Origin of the sequence: Hymenobacter sp. UYCo722, assembly GCF_040547115.1 — a bacterium.
Taxonomy (GTDB): domain Bacteria; phylum Bacteroidota; class Bacteroidia; order Cytophagales; family Hymenobacteraceae; genus Hymenobacter.
The window spans coordinates 1,023,222-1,039,010 of sequence record NZ_JBEPPC010000001.1; the positions used below are offsets into that span (position 1 = coordinate 1,023,222).

The following is a 15,789-nucleotide window of genomic DNA, read 5'->3' on the forward strand; positions in this document are numbered from 1 at the left end:
GGCCATGAAAATTATCAGCGTCCGCTTCGCTAACCTGAACTCGCTGCCCGGACCGTTCCTGATTCGCTTCGACGAAACGCCCCTGGCCGATACGGGGCTCTTTGCCATTACGGGGCCCACAGGCGCGGGCAAAAGCACGCTGCTCGATGCCATTGCGGTGGGCCTCTACGGCCGCGTACCACGCCACGACCGGCAGGTGGGCGAGATGGTGAGCCGCCACGCACCCCACGCGTTTTCGGAAGTGGAATTCGAAGTACTCGAAACTAACCCCGACACCGGCACGGTGGACCGGGTGCGCTACCGCTCGCGTTGGGAGGTGAAGCGCAAAACCCGGGGCGACGACAAAGGCGGCCTCGGCCAGGATGCCATGACGCTGGTCATGAGCCCGTCGGGCGTAGCAGTGGTATCGGGTAAGGAGGCGGTGCCGGCGCGGGTGAGCGAGGTTTCGGGACTGGATTTTGGGCAGTTTGAGCAGTCGGTACTGCTGAGCCAGGGCAAGTTTGCGCGCTTCCTGCACGCGCCCGAAAAGGAGCGCAGCGCCCTGCTGGAGAAGATGACCAACGTGGGCATCTACTCACGGCTGAGTGTGGCGGCCTATGAGAAGGCCCGGGAGGAAGAGCTGAAAACCAAGCTGCTGCGTGCCAAGCTGGAAGCGACCCGGCTGCTGGCCGACGAAGAGCGGGCGGCCCTGGAAACCCAGCTCGACGTGCTGCACCAGCTGACTGAACAGCACTATGAAGAGCAGCTGGAGCTGACCCTGGGCCTGACCTGGCGCACCATTCTGGACCAGCTCGACCGGCAGCTCACGGACACGGCCCGCGAGGTGGAGCGCCTGCACCGCGCCGACGAAACCCTGCAACCCGAGTTTGCCCGGCTCGACGGCCACACCCGCGCCGCCGCCGTGGCCACTCCCCTGGCCCGGGCCGATGACGCCCACCAAACCCTGCTTCGCCTCGCCGACAACCTCCACCAGCTGGAACTGACGCACCCGGCCCTGGCCTCGGCCGTGGGCCAGGCCAACAGTGCCCTCACCGAGGCCCGGGAGGCGCACGCCACGGCTGAAACCAAAGAAGCCACGCTACGGCCCGTGCTGACCCTGGCCCGGGAAGCTGATATTGCCCTGGCGGCCGCCGAGAACCAGCTGGCCAAAACCACGCAGGCGCAGGCGGATGCGCAGCGGGAATACGACGCCAAGGAGGCCATTCACACGCAGCAAGGGCAGACCGTGGCGACGCTGACAGAGCAAAAAACCACGCTCGAAAGCTGGATTTTGGCGCATAACCACGAGAACGACCTGGCCGCGGCGCTGGCCGAAATTAAGCGGGAGCTGCTGGATTTGGAGGGCGTGACCACCCCGCAACGGGCCCTAGAAACCCGGCAGAACGAGCTGCTGAAAACCCTGCAGTCGGCGGCCGATGACTTCAAGCGCCTTCAAAAAGCCGAAGCCGATGCCCTGGCCAACCAGCAGCGCCTCGTGGCCCAGGGCCGCCCCCACCGCGCCGAGCGCGACGCCCTGCTGCAGGATACCGACGCGGCCGCTCTCGCCGGGCGTGAGGCCACCCTCACGGCGCAGCTGAATCTGTGCCAGCGCCTGCTGCCCCTGGCCCAAGTGGCGCAGAAACAGCAGGCCCGCGCCCAGGAAATCGACCAGCAGCACGCGGCCGAAGCCGAGGCGCTTCGCCCGGCCGAGCAGGACTTCAGCCACCTCAAAACCCGGCGCGACGACGGGCAGCGCCTGCTCGAAAGCTACCAGCGCGAGCTGCGCACCCGCCAGGCGCTGGCCGACCTCAATACGCACCGCCACCAGCTGCGCGATGGCGAGCCCTGCCCGCTCTGCGGCGCGCTGGAGCACGCTTTTGCCGCCGATTTCACGGCCGGGGCCGATGAGCAGGAACAACGGGTAACCGCCCAGCAAGCGGCCCTCGCGCAGCTGGACCAGGCCCTGAGCTTGGCCGACAAGGCCCTGGTGCGCCGGCAAACCGAGCAGCAGCAGCGCCTGCTACGCCGCCAGGAAGCCGCCGAAGCGGCCACCCTGGCCCGCGCCGAAGCCGCTGAGCTGGACGATGCCTTGGCTCCCGCCCTGCCCGACCCGGCCGACCCCGCCGTCATTCAGCTGCGCCTCGCCGAAACCCGCGCGGCCCAGGCGGCGGCCGCAGCCACCTGCCAGCAGTTGGCCGGCTTGGAGAAAATACTGGCCGAGCTAAAGGAGCAGCACAGCACGGCCGGCACCCAGGCCCTCCAGGCCAAAGGCGAAGCCGCCCTGGCCCAACAGCGCCACGAAACGACTCAAAATGAGCTGGCCAACCTAAAAAATGAGCTGACCGACTACCGCCAGCAAGCGGCCAACTACCGCCACGAGATTCAGGGCATGCTGGCTCCCCACGCGCTGGTACTGCCTCCAGCGCAGCCCTACGACGGGGTTTTGGCGACCCTCGGCGAACGGGCGGCCATCTACGCCGCGCAGCTGGAGGCCCGGAACAGCCTCGACAAAGACCTCACCCGGCAGCAGGCGCAATACGATTCGCAGGTGGAGGCGCTGAACCAACTGCGGGCCCAGCTCCGGGCCAGTGCCGAAACGCTGGCCGCCGAGCAGCTGACGCTTCGGCAGCAGCGCGACGCCCGGTTGGCCGGCTACTCCGGCCCCGACCCGGCCCACGAGCAGGAACAGCTGCACCAGCACACCCTGGCCCTGGCCCGCGCCCTGCAGGCCGCCCAAACCGAACACGAAAGCCACCAGCAGGCGCTAACCAAAAACCGCACGCTGTTCGCCCAGCTTCAGCAGGAAGAAGCCCAGTACCGCACCACCGCCGAAATCCGCCAAACGGAGCTAGCCGCCGCGCTCGCCACCGCCGGCCTTGCCACGGCCGGGGAGGCCCGCGCCCTGCTCCTGCCCGCCGCCGAGGCCGGGCACCTCACCCAGCTGCGCCAGGACCACCGCACCAACCAGGCCGCCGCCACCCGCCGGCTCACCGACCTCACCGCCGAGCTCAACCGCCACGCCGAGGCCGGCCTCACGCCCCACGCCGCCGCCGAGCTTGCCTCCCAGCTCAACACGCTTTCGGCGGCCGATGACATTTTGCAGCAGCAGCTGGGCGCGATTGGCAACCAGCTCGGGCAGGACGATGAGGCCCGCCGACTCCTGGCGGCCGGCCTGTACGAACTCACCGTGCGCCAGCAGGAAGAGCAGCGCTGGCAGGACTTGAGCGAGCAGATTGGCTCGGCGCGCGGCGACAAGTTCAGCCAGTTTGCCCAGGGCCTCACGCTCTCGCACCTGGCCCGGCTGGCCAACCTGCGCCTGCGGCAGCTCACGGGCCGCTACACCATTCTCAAAACGCCCAACCGCAACCTGGAGCTGCAAATCGTCGACCACGACCAGGCCGACACCGTGCGGCCCATGGCCTCGCTCTCGGGTGGCGAAAGCTTTTTGGTGAGCCTGGCCCTGGCCCTGGGCCTGAGCGAACTGGCCGGCCACAAGGCCCGCATCGAGTCGCTGTTTATCGATGAGGGCTTTGGCACGCTCGACCCCGATGCCCTAAACACGGCCCTCGATGCGCTGGAACGGTTACAGCACTCGGGCAAAATGATTGGCATCATCTCCCACGTTTCCGACCTCAAGGAGCGCATCGGTACCCAGATTCGGGTGCGGCCCGGCGCGGGCGGCAACAGCACCGTGCACATCGTAGACGGCCGCGGCGACGAAACCGACTGCGCGGCGTAGAGACGCACGTGTGCGACGCTACATCCCGGCGGCCTTCACCTCGGCCCAGGTCCAATATTTTTTGGGCTGAATGCCCGCGTAGCCAGCCTGGAAAAACGCCACGACTTCTCCCTCGAATATTTCCGGGGAGATGGAAGAGGCGTAAATCGGTCGGCCATCAGGGTCTGCGTAGCGCTGGGCTTTGGTAAGTTTTTGGCCGGTGAGGCGCAGCAGTGGGCCGGTGTCGGTGATGCCGTCGGCGGCCCAGGCGCGGCCGCTGGTTTCCAGCGCGTTCAGACGGGCAACCAGCGGGGCTAATGGCAGGCGCGGCCGCGTGGGGCGGCTTTCGAGGTCAATCCAGGTGGTGTATTTGTATTCGAGCTCATAGCGCTGGCCTTCGTACAGGCTCAGCACGGTATCGAAGCCGGCGGTGGGGCCAAACAGGGCGTAGTAAGGCACTGGTGTGGGCGTTTGCATCACGGTTAGCCCGATTTTGGGGTAATTGCGGCGGTGCGTTGGCGGCTGCTGCAACCGGGCGGCGGCAGCTTGCACCCGCTCATACTCGGGCTGCCAGACGGCGCGGCCAGCTTCCGGATTTTCAAGTATTTCCGCGAGGCGCGGCAGAAACCAGGTGAATTTCTCAGCCGAAGCCTCGTCCTCGCGGCGGCGGCGGGCCGGGGCCCCAAACGGCTCGTAAAAACGTGTTTTTTCTTCCCCATTCAGCCAACACACCACTTGCAGCGCGGGGCTGGCGAGCGGATGCGCGAAGTCGAGCTCGCGGAAATCGCCCAGGGTGGCCACCAGACGCAGCAATGCTTCGTGGCGCAGGGCCAGCTCCGGGTGCAGCAAGCTCCACACGCCCACGAAGCCGTCCACATCGAAGTGATTGGCCGTCACGGCCGCCGCTTCGAGGCCGGGCGTTTCGGGGTGGTGCAGCGCCCGCAGCGCCGAGCCCGCGCTGGTATCGTCGCGCAGCGCGGGCGGGGTAAGGGCTCCGCGCCAATGCGCCAGCGTGAGGGTGGCCCCGTTTCCCACACTGTCGACCACCACGGTGGGTTGCTGCCGAAGCTGCGCGAAAGGCACGAAATAGCGGTTCATGAGCCAAAGCTGAGGAAAAAAATACTGCCGCAGCCTGGCTGCGCCAAAAGCCAGCGCAGCAGCCAGGGCCCTAAACGCAAAAAAATCGGACTATCTTGACGGCACCTACCATCTCCCCCACCCGGGTATTTGCTACTGTGGCCGACTTTTTTCTTTCACTCGCCGAATAAGTCACCGGCCAGCCCACGACTGGAATAAATATTTACACACAGTCGCTACTGGCTATTAGCTAACTATTTGCGAAACCAAGTTTACTGTACTAACTTGGCAAACAATGCGTGCCATTAGCAGCATTATGCAACGGCATTCTGCAGTTGTACTTCAACGGTTTTCTCATTTTTCTCTATTAACCTGTGATGATACTCGTACCTGCCTCCCTGCTCCGCAAACTGCCGGTTGCCGGCCTGCTACTGGGTCTGCTGCTGCTCGCTACTGCCCCCGCTGCCAAGGCGCAAACGTGGATGGTGAGCACTACCGCCCAAATCAAGCTCGGCGTTCTTGACAAATACGGGCAGCTCGGCCCTTATACCGCCACCTTTATCGTGCACAACGAACGTAATGGCAAAGACTATTACCTGGTGAAGGAGCTGGCCAAAGGCCAAACCGGGGTCGATGTTCTCTTCCCCACCGATGCGTCGGACCCCGAGTACTTTAAAGCCGAATCGGGCGAAGCGGCCTCGGCCATTCCGGGCCGCTACACCTGGGAGTGCCGCGTGAAAGGAGTACGGGCCGTGGGCGGGCACTTCATCTTCCCCGAGGTCGGCAACGATATTTCGGTGGTGCAGCGCTAGCCGTCCAGCCAAACGTAACTAAAAGCCCGGCCCATAGCCGGGCTTTTTCGTTTTCACGTATTCGGAAGCTGGAACCGCTCCGGCCCCGCCGCCGCGGCATCCGCCGTTATCATCCCGAACTTCGCACTTTTTCAATTCCTCCCGTGCCCCGCAAGTCCTTCTCCGAACTCATCGATAGCCCCGGCATGCCCGTGCTGGTCGATTTTTTTGCCACCTGGTGCGGCCCCTGCAAAACCATGGCTCCCATTCTGGAGCAGGTGGCGGCCCAGCACGGTGGCAAGCTGCGCGTCATCAAGATTGATGTGGACCGCAACCAGGCCGTGGCCCAACAATACCGCGTGCAGAGCATTCCGACGCTCATACTCTTTCACAAAGGGCAGCCAGTGTGGCGGCAGGCCGGCGTGGTGGCCGCCCCGCAAATTGCGCAGGCGCTGCGGCCTTTCGTGGAGCAATAGCCCATCAGGCACAAACTATCCGGCCTGAGACGGCGTTGCGGGAGGGCTACCTTTGTGCTTCGCCCTGTTCGCTGCTGTATGGTTTTTGGTTTGACGACGCGCTGTTTCTGGATTATTCCTTTTCTGGTTTTGCTGAACGTGGTGCCCGGCCGGGCGCAGGATGCCGCACGCATAATCCTGAGCGGTACCGTACGCGGGGCCCACGGCGAAACGCTGCCCGGAGCCAGCGTAGCCGTGCCTGCACTGGCTACCGGTACGGCCGCCGACTCGGTGGGCCACTACCGCCTGCCGCTGCCGCCCGGCCGGGTGCAGCTGGTGGTCACATCCATCGGCTACCGCACCATTACCCGCGACCTGAACCTGACCAAAAGCCAGCGCCTAAGCTTCGACCTCGAAGAGAGTAACCAGGAGCTGGGCGAGGTGCTGGTAACTGGCAGCGTGTCGCTGGAGCAGAAGCTGAAAACCACGCAGATGGGGGTCGAGCACCTCAGTATTCGGGAGGCCAAGCTGCTGCCGGCCCTGTTTGGGGAAGTTGACATTCTGAAGACCCTGCAACTGAAGCCTGGCGTGCAGAGCGGCGGCGAGGGCACCAGTGGCCTGTTCGTGCGCGGCGGCTCGGCCGACCAGAACCTGGTGCTGCTCGATAACACGGTAGTGTATAACCCCAACCACTTGTTCGGGCTGTTCTCAGTGTTCAACTCCGACGCGGTACAGAGCGTGGATTTGTATAAGTCGGGTTTTCCGGCGCAGTTTGGCGGGCGGCTCTCGTCGGTAGTGGATGTGAAGCTGCGCGAGGGCGACCGGCAGAAGTACGTTACCACGGGCGGCATCGGGCTGATTTCGTCGCGCGGCACGTTCGAGGGCCCTATCAACAAGGGCAAAGGCTCGTTCATCGTGAGCGGGCGGCGCACGTATTTCGACATTTTCACCCGGGCCATCAACAAGCGTAACGAGCGCAAACCCGATTACAGCCCCATTCCCGACTACTACTTCTACGACCTCAACGCCAAGGCCAACTACACGCTCGGCGAGAAAGACCAGCTGTTTCTGACCGGCTACCTGGGCCGCGACGTGTTTGGCTTCAGCAGCAATAATGGCTTCAATTTCAGTTTTCAGTGGGGCAATACGCTGGGTTCGCTGCGCTGGAACCACGTGTTTTCGCCCAAGCTGTTCGTGAATACCACGGCTTCGGTTTCTGACTACAAATACACCCTCACCAACAAGCTCGACCAGTTCAGCTTCACGCTGGGCTCGCGCATCACGGATTACTCCGGGCGTACCGATTTCGAGTACACGCCCAACGACCGGCACCAGCTGAAGTTCGGGGCCATGCTCACCCAGCACACGTTCGGCGTGGGCCGGCTCGATGCCAACTCCGCCGACGGCCGCGTGAACTTCGGCTCCGACATCAACTACTACGGCCAGGATGGCGCGCTTTACGCTTCCGATAACTACAAGGCCACCGACAAGCTGCAGCTCGAAGGCGGCCTGCGCCTGTCGGGCTTCCGCAGCGGCGACAACCAGTACGGCGGCCTGGAGCCGCGCGCGGCGGCCCGCTACTCGCTTAACGACAAAACCTCGTTCAAGCTGAATTACGCGCTGATGTACCAGTACGTGCACCTCGTCACGAACTCGGGCGCGACCCTGCCGACGGACATCTGGTACCCCTCGCGGCTACGCGTGAAGCCGCAGCGCTCGCAGCAGGTGAGCGGCGGGGGCAGTTTTCTGCTTTTTGGCGGCAAGTACCTGCTCACAAACGAGCTTTACTATAAGTGGGGCCGGAATCAGGTCGATTTCCGCGACGGCGCGCAGCTGTTTGCCAACCCGGATTTGGACGCGGAGTTCATCTTCGGCAAGAGTTGGTCTTACGGCAACGAGGTGTATCTGGAAAAGAAAACCGGCCGCACCACCGGCTGGATTGGCTACACCCTGGCCTGGAGCTGGCGCAATTTCCAGCCCCAGAACGGCACCAACGGCGTGAACGGCGGCCAGGATTTCCACCCCAACTACGACCGTCGCCACAACCTGACCGTGGTGGTCATTCACCAGCTCAACGCGCGGCTGAGCCTCACGGCCAGCTTCATCTACACCTCGGGTAACCTGACCACGCTGCCGCTGGGCCGCTTTGGGGTGCAGGATATTCCGGGCTCCAGCGTGGGCATCGACCCGCGCCCGGTGCCCATCTACCCCGACCGCAACTCCTACCGCCTCATCCCCTACCACCGGCTCGACCTCGGCGCGGTGTATAAAATCGGCTCCCGCCGCAACCAGGATTTGACGCTGAGCATCTACAACGCCTACAACCGGCGCAACGCCTATTTCGTGTTTTTCGACACCGTGCGCGACAAGGCCACCGACCGCGTCACGGGCTTCGCGGCCAAGCAGGTTTCGCTGTTCCCGGTTATCCCGTCGCTGACGTACAATTTCCGCTTCTGACGCTTTGCTGCTAACACCATGCCCGTCATGCTGAGCTTGTCGAAGCATGACAGCCTGAATTATCCCAGTCCATGCCTCCCTCATTTAAACTTCCCATTGCCCTGCTGCTGCTGGCCCTGGCCGGCTGCGGCAAGCTGCAGAACGACATCAACGTGCCGTTGCCCACCTACTCGGCCGAGCTGGTGCTGGAGTGTTACCTGGAGCCCGGCAAGGTGCCCAGCCTGGCCGTGACGACCTCCGTGCCCTACCTGGGCGCAGTGCTACCGCAGGTGCCCACCGACGTGACGGTGACCCTGACGCTGCCCAACGGCGTGCCCGTACCGCTGGCTTTCAACCCCAACTACAAGGCGCTGGTCGACACGACTTCGGGCGAAAAATTCCATTCGCACATTGGCCGCGATATTTTGGTCGCGAGAGCCGGCGACGTGTTTAAAATCGACGTGCGGGACACCAAGGGCCGCCACATCACGGGCACCACCACCGTGCTGGCCCCCATTCCGATTGATTCGGTGGAATACAAGTTCAACGACAAAACCGGAAAGGAGCGCAAGGCATATTTCCTCACCAATTTCCGCGACCCGACCACACCCGACGACTGCTACCGCCTGCAGCTGCACAAGGGCGACCCGGCCAAAAAAGCCCTGTTGAAATCGCCGGAAGTCGACTTCTCGGTGCAGGACCGGCTGCTCAACGGCAAGCCGTTTGTGCTGGGCACCAGCTACCGCTTCAACCCCGGCGATACCGTGACGGCCACCCTCTACCACACCGACCTGGCGTATTTCCAATTCCGGCAGTCGGTGCGCGACGCCCGTCAGGCCAATGGCAACCCGTTTGCGCAGCCCTCGGGCATCTACAGCAACGTGCAGGGCGGCGTGGGCATCTTCACGGTGCTCAGCGGCACGAACGCCACCAAAGTGCTGGCGAAATAGCTCAACTGAAAATAAGCTGCCGCCCAGGCAACCAACCCAGCCGACGCGGCATCCTACGAGCATTACTCACCCTAATTTTCATTTTTTCTTTCCCATGAATTCCTTCCGCTACACCCTCCTCGCGCTGGCGCTAACTACCATTAGCCTCGGCAGCTGCAAAAAAGACTCGCCCGACATGCCGGTGCCAACCACCCTCACGGCTACGCAGCAGCTCACCACCGGCAGCTGGCGCCTCGACCAGGTGAAGGAAGGCGGCCAGGTTACCGGTACCGGGGCCAACATCAAGGACCAGTACTCGCTCACGTTCCGGGCCGACGGCAGCTACACCCAGAAAACGCTGGCCACCAGCACCACCTATCCCGGCACCTGGATGCTAATGACCAACAACACCATGTTGCATCTCACGGATAACAAGGGCACCAGCACCGAGTACAGCGTCGCGGCACTTTCGGCTACCGAGCTGCGCTACAGCTTCACCAACAGAAACGGCATGACCGAGGAGCGCACCTTTTCGGCCCAGCCGTAGTTTTTTTTCTCAGCCGTCTTACTGAACGCAGTGAAGCACCTTACCACGCCGGAACGACTTATTCCAGCGTGATAAGGTGCTTCACTGCGTTCAGCTCAACAATCCCTCGGCTTACCGCCCTTCCACTACCTTCTTAATTAAGGCCGTGAGGCGGGGCTCGGCGGCGGCGGCGGCGGCGAAAATATCGGCCAGCACCACGGGCTTGAGGTGGCCGGGCGCGCACAAGTCGGTAATGACCGACACGGCCAGCACCGGCAGACCCAGGTGGCGGGCGGCAATAACTTCAGGCACGGTGCTCATGCCCACGGCATCGGCCCCGATGGTGCGCAGGTAGCGGTACTCGGCGGGGGTTTCGAGCATGGGGCCGGGCACGCTGGCATATACCCCGCGCCGGGTGGTGCCGGCCTGGCCCAGTGCCTGGGCGGCGGCTTCGGCGCGGGCCAGCAAGTCGGCATCGTAGGGCGCAAACATGTCGGGGAAGCGTGGGCCGAGCTCATCGAGGTTGGGACCAATGAGTGGGTTGCCGGGCTGCAGGTTGATGTGGTCGTCAATCAGCATCAGGTCAGCAATTTTGAAGTCGGGATTCAGCCCGCCGGCGGCATTACTCACCAGCAGCTGCCCAATGCCCAGCAGCTTAAGCACGCGCACCGGCATGGCCACCTGCTGCATGCTGTAGCCCTCGTAGTAGTGGAAGCGGCCTTGCAGCACGGCCACCTTTTTGCCGCCCATGCGGCCCAGCAGCAGCCGCCCGGCGTGGCTCTCCACGGTGCTCAGCGGGAAGTGCGGAATATCGGCGTAGTTGATTTCGTGGGCCACTTCGACTTCTTTAGCCAGTGCCCCGAGGCCGGTGCCAAGGATAATACCGATTTCGGGCTGGAAATTTTGCGAGTTGGCCTGGATGTAGGAAGCGGCTTCTTTAAGATGGGAAAGCATTTCTATTCTGGTTAAAATTTGTCATCCTGAGCGGAGCAAAGGACCTTGACACGCCTGAACAATGAGTTCAAACGTGACAAGCTCCTTCGCTCCGCTCAGGATGATAGTTTCCTATTGATGAGAGTTACTTGATTTCGAGCGAATACGGCAGCTTGGCCTGCACGCCGCGCAGTTGCAGCAGTTGCTGGTACTGCGCATAAGCCGGGTACAGCGGCCCCAGCTCGGCCTTGATGGCGCGGGTTTTCACTTCAACGTCATCGCCGCCAAAGCGGGCCATCAGGGCTTCAAAAGTCGAGCGCTGGCGGGGCAGGCGCTGCACGCGGTAATCGTCGGCCTTGAGGTGGGCGCGGGCGGCGGCAATGTTCAGCGCATCCTGGTAGTCGCCGAGCACGTCGACCAAGCCGTTGCTTTTGGCTTCGAGGCCGCTCCAGACACGGCCCGAGGCCAGGCGGCGCAGGCGCTCGACGGGCATGTGGCGGCCCAGGGCGGCTTTGCTGGTGAAGTCGGCGTAAATGTTATTCACCTCGCCCTGCAACACCTTTTTCTCAAAATCCGTCAGCGGGCGGGTGATGGTGGGTAGGTCGGAAAACTTGCCGGTCGTCACGCGGTCGACGGTGATGCCGAGCTTGTCGGCCAACAGTGGCTGAATGTTGGGCAGCACCCCAAACACGCCGATGGAGCCCGTAATGGTATTTGGATGCGCCACGATGGTGTCGCAGGCCATGGCAATGTAGTAGCCGCCCGAAGCCGCCACGTCGCTCATGCTGGCAATAATCGGCTTCACCTTCTTGGTCAGCGACACTTCGCGGTAGATGATATCCGAAGCCAGCGACGAGCCGCCGGGCGAGTTGATGCGCAGCACTACGGCCTTCACCTTATCATCAAGCCGGGCCTTGCGGATGGCCTCGGCGAACTTGGTGCTGCCGATGTTGTCGTCGGAGCCCTTGCCGGTTACGATGTCGCCCTCGGCGTAGATGACGGCAATGCGGTTGCCGCTGGTAGTGCCTTCTTTTTCGTCGGCTTTATCGCCGCTGCTGTAGTCGTCGAGGCTCACCAGGTTGGGCTTTTTGTCCTTGGCCAGGCCCAGCTTGCCGCGCATATAGTCCTGCACCTCGTCGAAGTAGCCGAGCTTGGTCACCATCTTCAGGCGCAGGGCATCGGGGGCGTTGTGCACCAGCATCGAGTCGGAAATCACCTTCAGGCGGGCCGGGGCGATGCCGCGCGACTTGGCCACCTGGCCAATCATATGCCCGTTGATGGAGTTGAGGAACGACACGGTCTGGTAGCGGGCCGAGTCGGAGAAATTCTCGCGAAAAAACGGCTCCACGGCGCTCTTGAAGGAGCCCACGCGGAAGATGTAGGGCTCGATGCCGGCCTTCTCGAACAGCCGCTTGTAGAACATCACCTCCGAGCTCAGGCCGTTGAATTCCAGGGTACCCTGCGGATGCAGGTAAATCTCATCGGCGATGGACGACAGGTAGAAGCTCTTCTCGGAACTCACCTCGTGGTAGGCCACCACGAATTTGCCCGATTTCTTGAAGTCGAGCAGTGCGTCGCGCACCTCCTCCAGCGAAGCCATGCCGCCCTGCACCAGCTCCAGGTTCAGCAAAATGCCTTTGATGTCGCCGTCGGTTTTGGCGCGGCCAATGGCTTCTTTGATTTCAATGAGGCCGGTCGAGCTATTGCCGCCAAAGGGGCCGAATTCCCGGCCGCGGCCGCGCTCCGTCAGGGGCTCATTCAGCTTGAGCTCCAGCACGGAGTTGGCGGCTACTTCTTTCTTGCCGTCGCTGCTGGCAGCCGCACCGATAATGCCGGCAAGAATCAAGAAACCGATAAAACTAAACGCAACCAGCCCCACGAGGGTAGCCAGCACGAATTTGAAGAATTGACGCATGATGCAGTTGAAAGGTTGAGAGAGTAAATGTAGGCCCGGGGGCCGAATCAATGGGATTGGGGCGAGCAGGTAATGAGTTCATCGTTGCAAAAGCGGCGGCATTACAGGTATCCCGTCATGTTGAGCTTGTCGAAGCATCTCTACTGCGAGAGTAAAATCAATCGGCAGAATTACTTACCCAGTAGAGATGCTTCGGCTGCGCTCGGCATGCCGTTCATTTATCAGCCAGAAGCGGTGCCTAATACCCATACTTCTCGCCCCACCAACCGCGCAGCCGCTCCTGTATTTTTACCTCGCTGGCGTTGTGGCCGGGCTCGTAGAAGCGTTTGCCGCTCAGCGCGTCGGGCAGAAACTCCTGCGCTTCGAAGTTGCCCTCGCCGTTGTGCGAGTAGGCGTATTCCTGGCCGTAGCCGAGCTGCTTCAGCAGGCGCGTGGGGGCGTTGCGCAGCGGTACCGGCACGGGGTACACGCCGTTGGCCTTCACCTCGGCCTGCGCCGCCCGGATGGCCAGGTAGGCGGCGTTGCTCTTCACCGAAGTGGCCAGGTAGATAACCGTTTGGGCCAGAATCAAATCTGACTCGGGCAGGCCGATGACGGTGCAGGCCTGGAAGCAGCTGGTGGCCAGCATCAGGGCGTTGGGGTTGGCGTTGCCGATGTCTTCGGAAGCCAGAATGAGCATGCGGCGGGCAATGAACTTCACGTCCTCGCCGCCTTCCAGCATCACGGCTAGGTAGTAGAGCGCGGCGTTGGGGTCGGAGCCGCGAATGCTTTTGATAAAGGCCGAAATCACGTCGTAGTGCATCTCGCCGCCCTTGTCGTAGCGGGCCAGGGGCCGCTGGGCTATCTCCTGCACCACCGCATCGGTAATCTGAATGACGCCCTTTTTATCGGGCGGCGTGCTTTGCACCACAATTTCGAGCAAGTTGAGCAGCTTGCGGGCGTCGCCCCCACTCAGGGCCAGCAAGGCGTGGTCTTCTTTCAGAACGACTTTTTTTTGCTGGAGCGCCGCATCTTCGGTCAGGGCTTTCTGCACCAGCCCGTGCAACGTGTCGGCCCCCAGTGCTTCGAGCACATACACCTGGCAGCGCGAGAGTAGCGCCGGGATGACTTCGAACGAGGGATTCTCCGTGGTCGCGCCAATCAGCGTCACGGTGCCGTGCTCCACCGCGCCCAGCAGCGCATCCTGCTGCGCCTTGCTGAAACGGTGGATTTCATCAATAAAGAGCACCGTGCCGCGCTGCCGCTTGGCCTTTTCAATTACGTCGCGCACGTCTTTCACGCCCGCATTGATGGCGCTGAGGGCCGAAAAGGGATGCTTCAACTCCGCGGCCAGCAGGTGGGCCAGGGTGGTTTTGCCCACGCCGGGCGGCCCCCACAATATCAGGCTGGGCAGGCGGCCGGCGTTGAGGTAGCGGCGCAGCACGCCGGTATCACCCACCAGGTGCTGCTGGCCGGCGTAGTCGGCCAGGCGGCGGGGGCGCTGGCGCTCGGCCAGGGGGGCATCGGGCCCGGGGCCGGGCGGCGGGCTGAAGGCGGCAGGTTCGTCGTCGGGGAAGAGGTTCATCGGGCGGGAAGCTTTAGCTTGCCGTTGAAAGGCGGCAACAAGCACCGCAAAGTTCGGGTTAAAGGCCGACGCTTTCGACTACCAGCCAACAGCGCAAGCTGAAGCTTACGCCACCTTTATGCGCAATTCCCTCCGCGTGCACGCGGCCCTCTTTTTCGTTGCCCTCATCTACGCGGCCAACTATTCGCTCTCCAAGGATGTGATGCCGAAGTACATGGGGCCGTTCGGCATCGTTACGCTGCGCATTGTGGGGGCGGCGCTGTTCTTTGCCGTCATCAAATACTTCGTGGCCCCGCAGGATAAAATCATCGGCCGGGCCGACAACCTGCGCGCCCTTACGTGCGGCGTGCTGGGCATTGGGGTGAACCAGCTGCTGTTTTTTTCGGGCCTGAACCTAACGTCGCCCATCAGCGCGTCGCTGCTGCAAACCATCGCGCCCATCGTGGTAGTAATTGCCTCGGCCCTGCTGCTGAGCGAGAAGATTACGCTGCCGCGCGTGCTGGGCATTGCCGTGGGCATGGTGGGCGCGGGCCTGCTCATTCTGGGCCGCAATAGCCAGGCGGCGGCGTACCCCAATGCCACGCTGGGCAACCTGTTCATTCTGGCCAATGCCACGGTATTTGGCATTTACCTGGTGCTGTCGGCCCCGCTCATGCGCAAATACCACGCCTTCACGGTGCTGGCGCGGGTGTTTTTAGTGGGCGCGTTCATCGCGGTACCCTTCGGCTGGCGCGATGCCGTGCAGGCCGATTACGCCCATTTCCCGCTCCTCATCTGGCTCGAAATCGGCTACATGGTGGTCTTCCTCACCATCCTAGCCTATTTGCTGAACAACTGGGCCCTGAAATACGCCTCCCCCGCCCTGCTGGGTGTGTACATCTACCCGCAGCCGGTGCTGGCCGTACTCATCGCCGTGGCCCTGGGCAAAGACCACCTCACCTGGGGCAAGGCCGGGCAAGCGGCGCTCATCTTCCTGGGCGTGTGGCTGGTGAGCTGGAAGCGGAAGGCGGCGGCAGTGCCGCTGGAATCGGTGCAGGATTAACCAGATTTGATTATATAATGCATACTGACACCTCGGAGAATCAAGAGAGCAAATTCCACAACCTCTCCATCGACTATGATGCTAATCCAGAAACTTACGCTGCCATATCAACCTTGCTCGGAAAAATGCCGGCACAATTCAGCAACCCCGCTGATGGTATCTGGACATACCAGGTTGTCACAGGTTCCAATGATGAGTACTTCGATTTTATCAACGTCTTTTTAGACATTTTAGAAGGCAAGTACGACGAACTTGCTCAATTGGGAGTATTGAGAAATGATATTCAATTTTGGTTGAATTACGAATATCACGGGCAATGTAATCTTGAATATCCACCTCAACAGATGCAACGCCTAGGCAAAAATGGTGTTACGCTGTGTATCTCTTGCTTCCAGATTAGAAGTTCATGAACTAACCATTGATT

Annotated in this window: 12 protein-coding genes; 8 read left to right on the forward strand and 4 right to left on the reverse strand. The window is 62.2% G+C overall.

The annotated features are described in order from the left end of the window. Positions 1 to 4: 4 nt before the first annotated feature. On the forward strand, positions 5 to 3,718 hold the full coding sequence (locus tag ABIB44_RS04550) for an AAA family ATPase (RefSeq protein WP_354583432.1): 3,714 nt from the start codon (positions 5 to 7) through the stop codon (positions 3,716 to 3,718). 18 nt (positions 3,719 to 3,736) lie between these two features. Here the strand turns inward: ABIB44_RS04550 and ABIB44_RS04555 are convergent, their stop codons facing one another. Continuing rightward, positions 3,737 to 4,795 (reverse strand): DUF6687 family protein, encoded by a 1,059-nt coding sequence (locus ABIB44_RS04555; protein WP_354583433.1) that lies wholly within the window; start codon positions 4,793 to 4,795, stop codon positions 3,737 to 3,739. A gap of 356 nt (positions 4,796 to 5,151) precedes the next feature. On the opposite strand from ABIB44_RS04555, the gene ABIB44_RS04560 reads away from it, so the two are divergent. The 5 genes from ABIB44_RS04560 (at position 5,152) to ABIB44_RS04580 (ending at position 9,932) form a co-directional block, all read left to right on the forward strand. Then, positions 5,152 to 5,586: a hypothetical protein gene (locus tag ABIB44_RS04560; protein WP_354583434.1), complete on the forward strand. Its 435-nt coding sequence runs from the start codon at positions 5,152 to 5,154 to the stop codon at positions 5,584 to 5,586. A 143-nt stretch (positions 5,587 to 5,729) separates the two neighbouring features. Beyond that, positions 5,730 to 6,041, forward strand: coding sequence for a thioredoxin (gene trxA, locus ABIB44_RS04565; RefSeq protein WP_354583435.1), 312 nt, complete (start codon positions 5,730 to 5,732; stop codon positions 6,039 to 6,041). A 90-nt stretch (positions 6,042 to 6,131) separates the two neighbouring features. After that, positions 6,132 to 8,477, forward strand: coding sequence for a TonB-dependent receptor (locus ABIB44_RS04570; RefSeq protein ID WP_354583436.1), 2,346 nt, complete (start codon positions 6,132 to 6,134; stop codon positions 8,475 to 8,477). A gap of 71 nt (positions 8,478 to 8,548) precedes the next feature. Further along, positions 8,549 to 9,406, forward strand: coding sequence for a DUF4249 domain-containing protein (locus ABIB44_RS04575; RefSeq protein ID WP_354583437.1), 858 nt, complete (start codon positions 8,549 to 8,551; stop codon positions 9,404 to 9,406). Positions 9,407 to 9,500: 94 nt separating this feature from the next. Next, positions 9,501 to 9,932 (forward strand): lipocalin family protein, encoded by a 432-nt coding sequence (locus ABIB44_RS04580; protein ID WP_354583438.1) that lies wholly within the window; start codon positions 9,501 to 9,503, stop codon positions 9,930 to 9,932. Between the two features lie 111 nt (positions 9,933 to 10,043). Here the strand turns inward: ABIB44_RS04580 and ABIB44_RS04585 are convergent, their stop codons facing one another. The 3 genes from ABIB44_RS04585 to ABIB44_RS04595 all read right to left on the reverse strand — a co-directional run bounded on the left by ABIB44_RS04585 (position 10,044) and on the right by ABIB44_RS04595 (position 14,323). Continuing rightward, positions 10,044 to 10,865, reverse strand: coding sequence for a purine-nucleoside phosphorylase (locus ABIB44_RS04585; protein ID WP_354583439.1), 822 nt, complete (start codon positions 10,863 to 10,865; stop codon positions 10,044 to 10,046). Between the two features lie 124 nt (positions 10,866 to 10,989). Then, entirely contained in the window at positions 10,990 to 12,759 is a 1,770-nt protein-coding gene (sppA, locus tag ABIB44_RS04590; RefSeq protein ID WP_354583440.1) for a signal peptide peptidase SppA, read from the reverse strand. Between the two features lie 238 nt (positions 12,760 to 12,997). Then, entirely contained in the window at positions 12,998 to 14,323 is a 1,326-nt protein-coding gene (locus ABIB44_RS04595; protein WP_354583441.1) for a replication-associated recombination protein A, read from the reverse strand. Between the two features lie 118 nt (positions 14,324 to 14,441). Here ABIB44_RS04595 and ABIB44_RS04600 point away from each other — a divergent pair, with 118 nt between their 5' ends. Together ABIB44_RS04600 and ABIB44_RS04605 are read left to right on the forward strand one after the other, a co-directional pair. Further along, complete coding sequence (locus tag ABIB44_RS04600; protein WP_354583442.1) at positions 14,442 to 15,365, forward strand: DMT family transporter; 924 nt, start codon at positions 14,442 to 14,444, stop codon at positions 15,363 to 15,365. Next, on the forward strand, positions 15,305 to 15,775 hold the full coding sequence (locus ABIB44_RS04605; protein WP_354583443.1) for a hypothetical protein: 471 nt from the start codon (positions 15,305 to 15,307) through the stop codon (positions 15,773 to 15,775). The genes ABIB44_RS04600 and ABIB44_RS04605 overlap by 61 nt, the downstream gene beginning before the upstream one ends. The last annotated feature ends 14 nt before the right edge of the window (positions 15,776 to 15,789 follow it).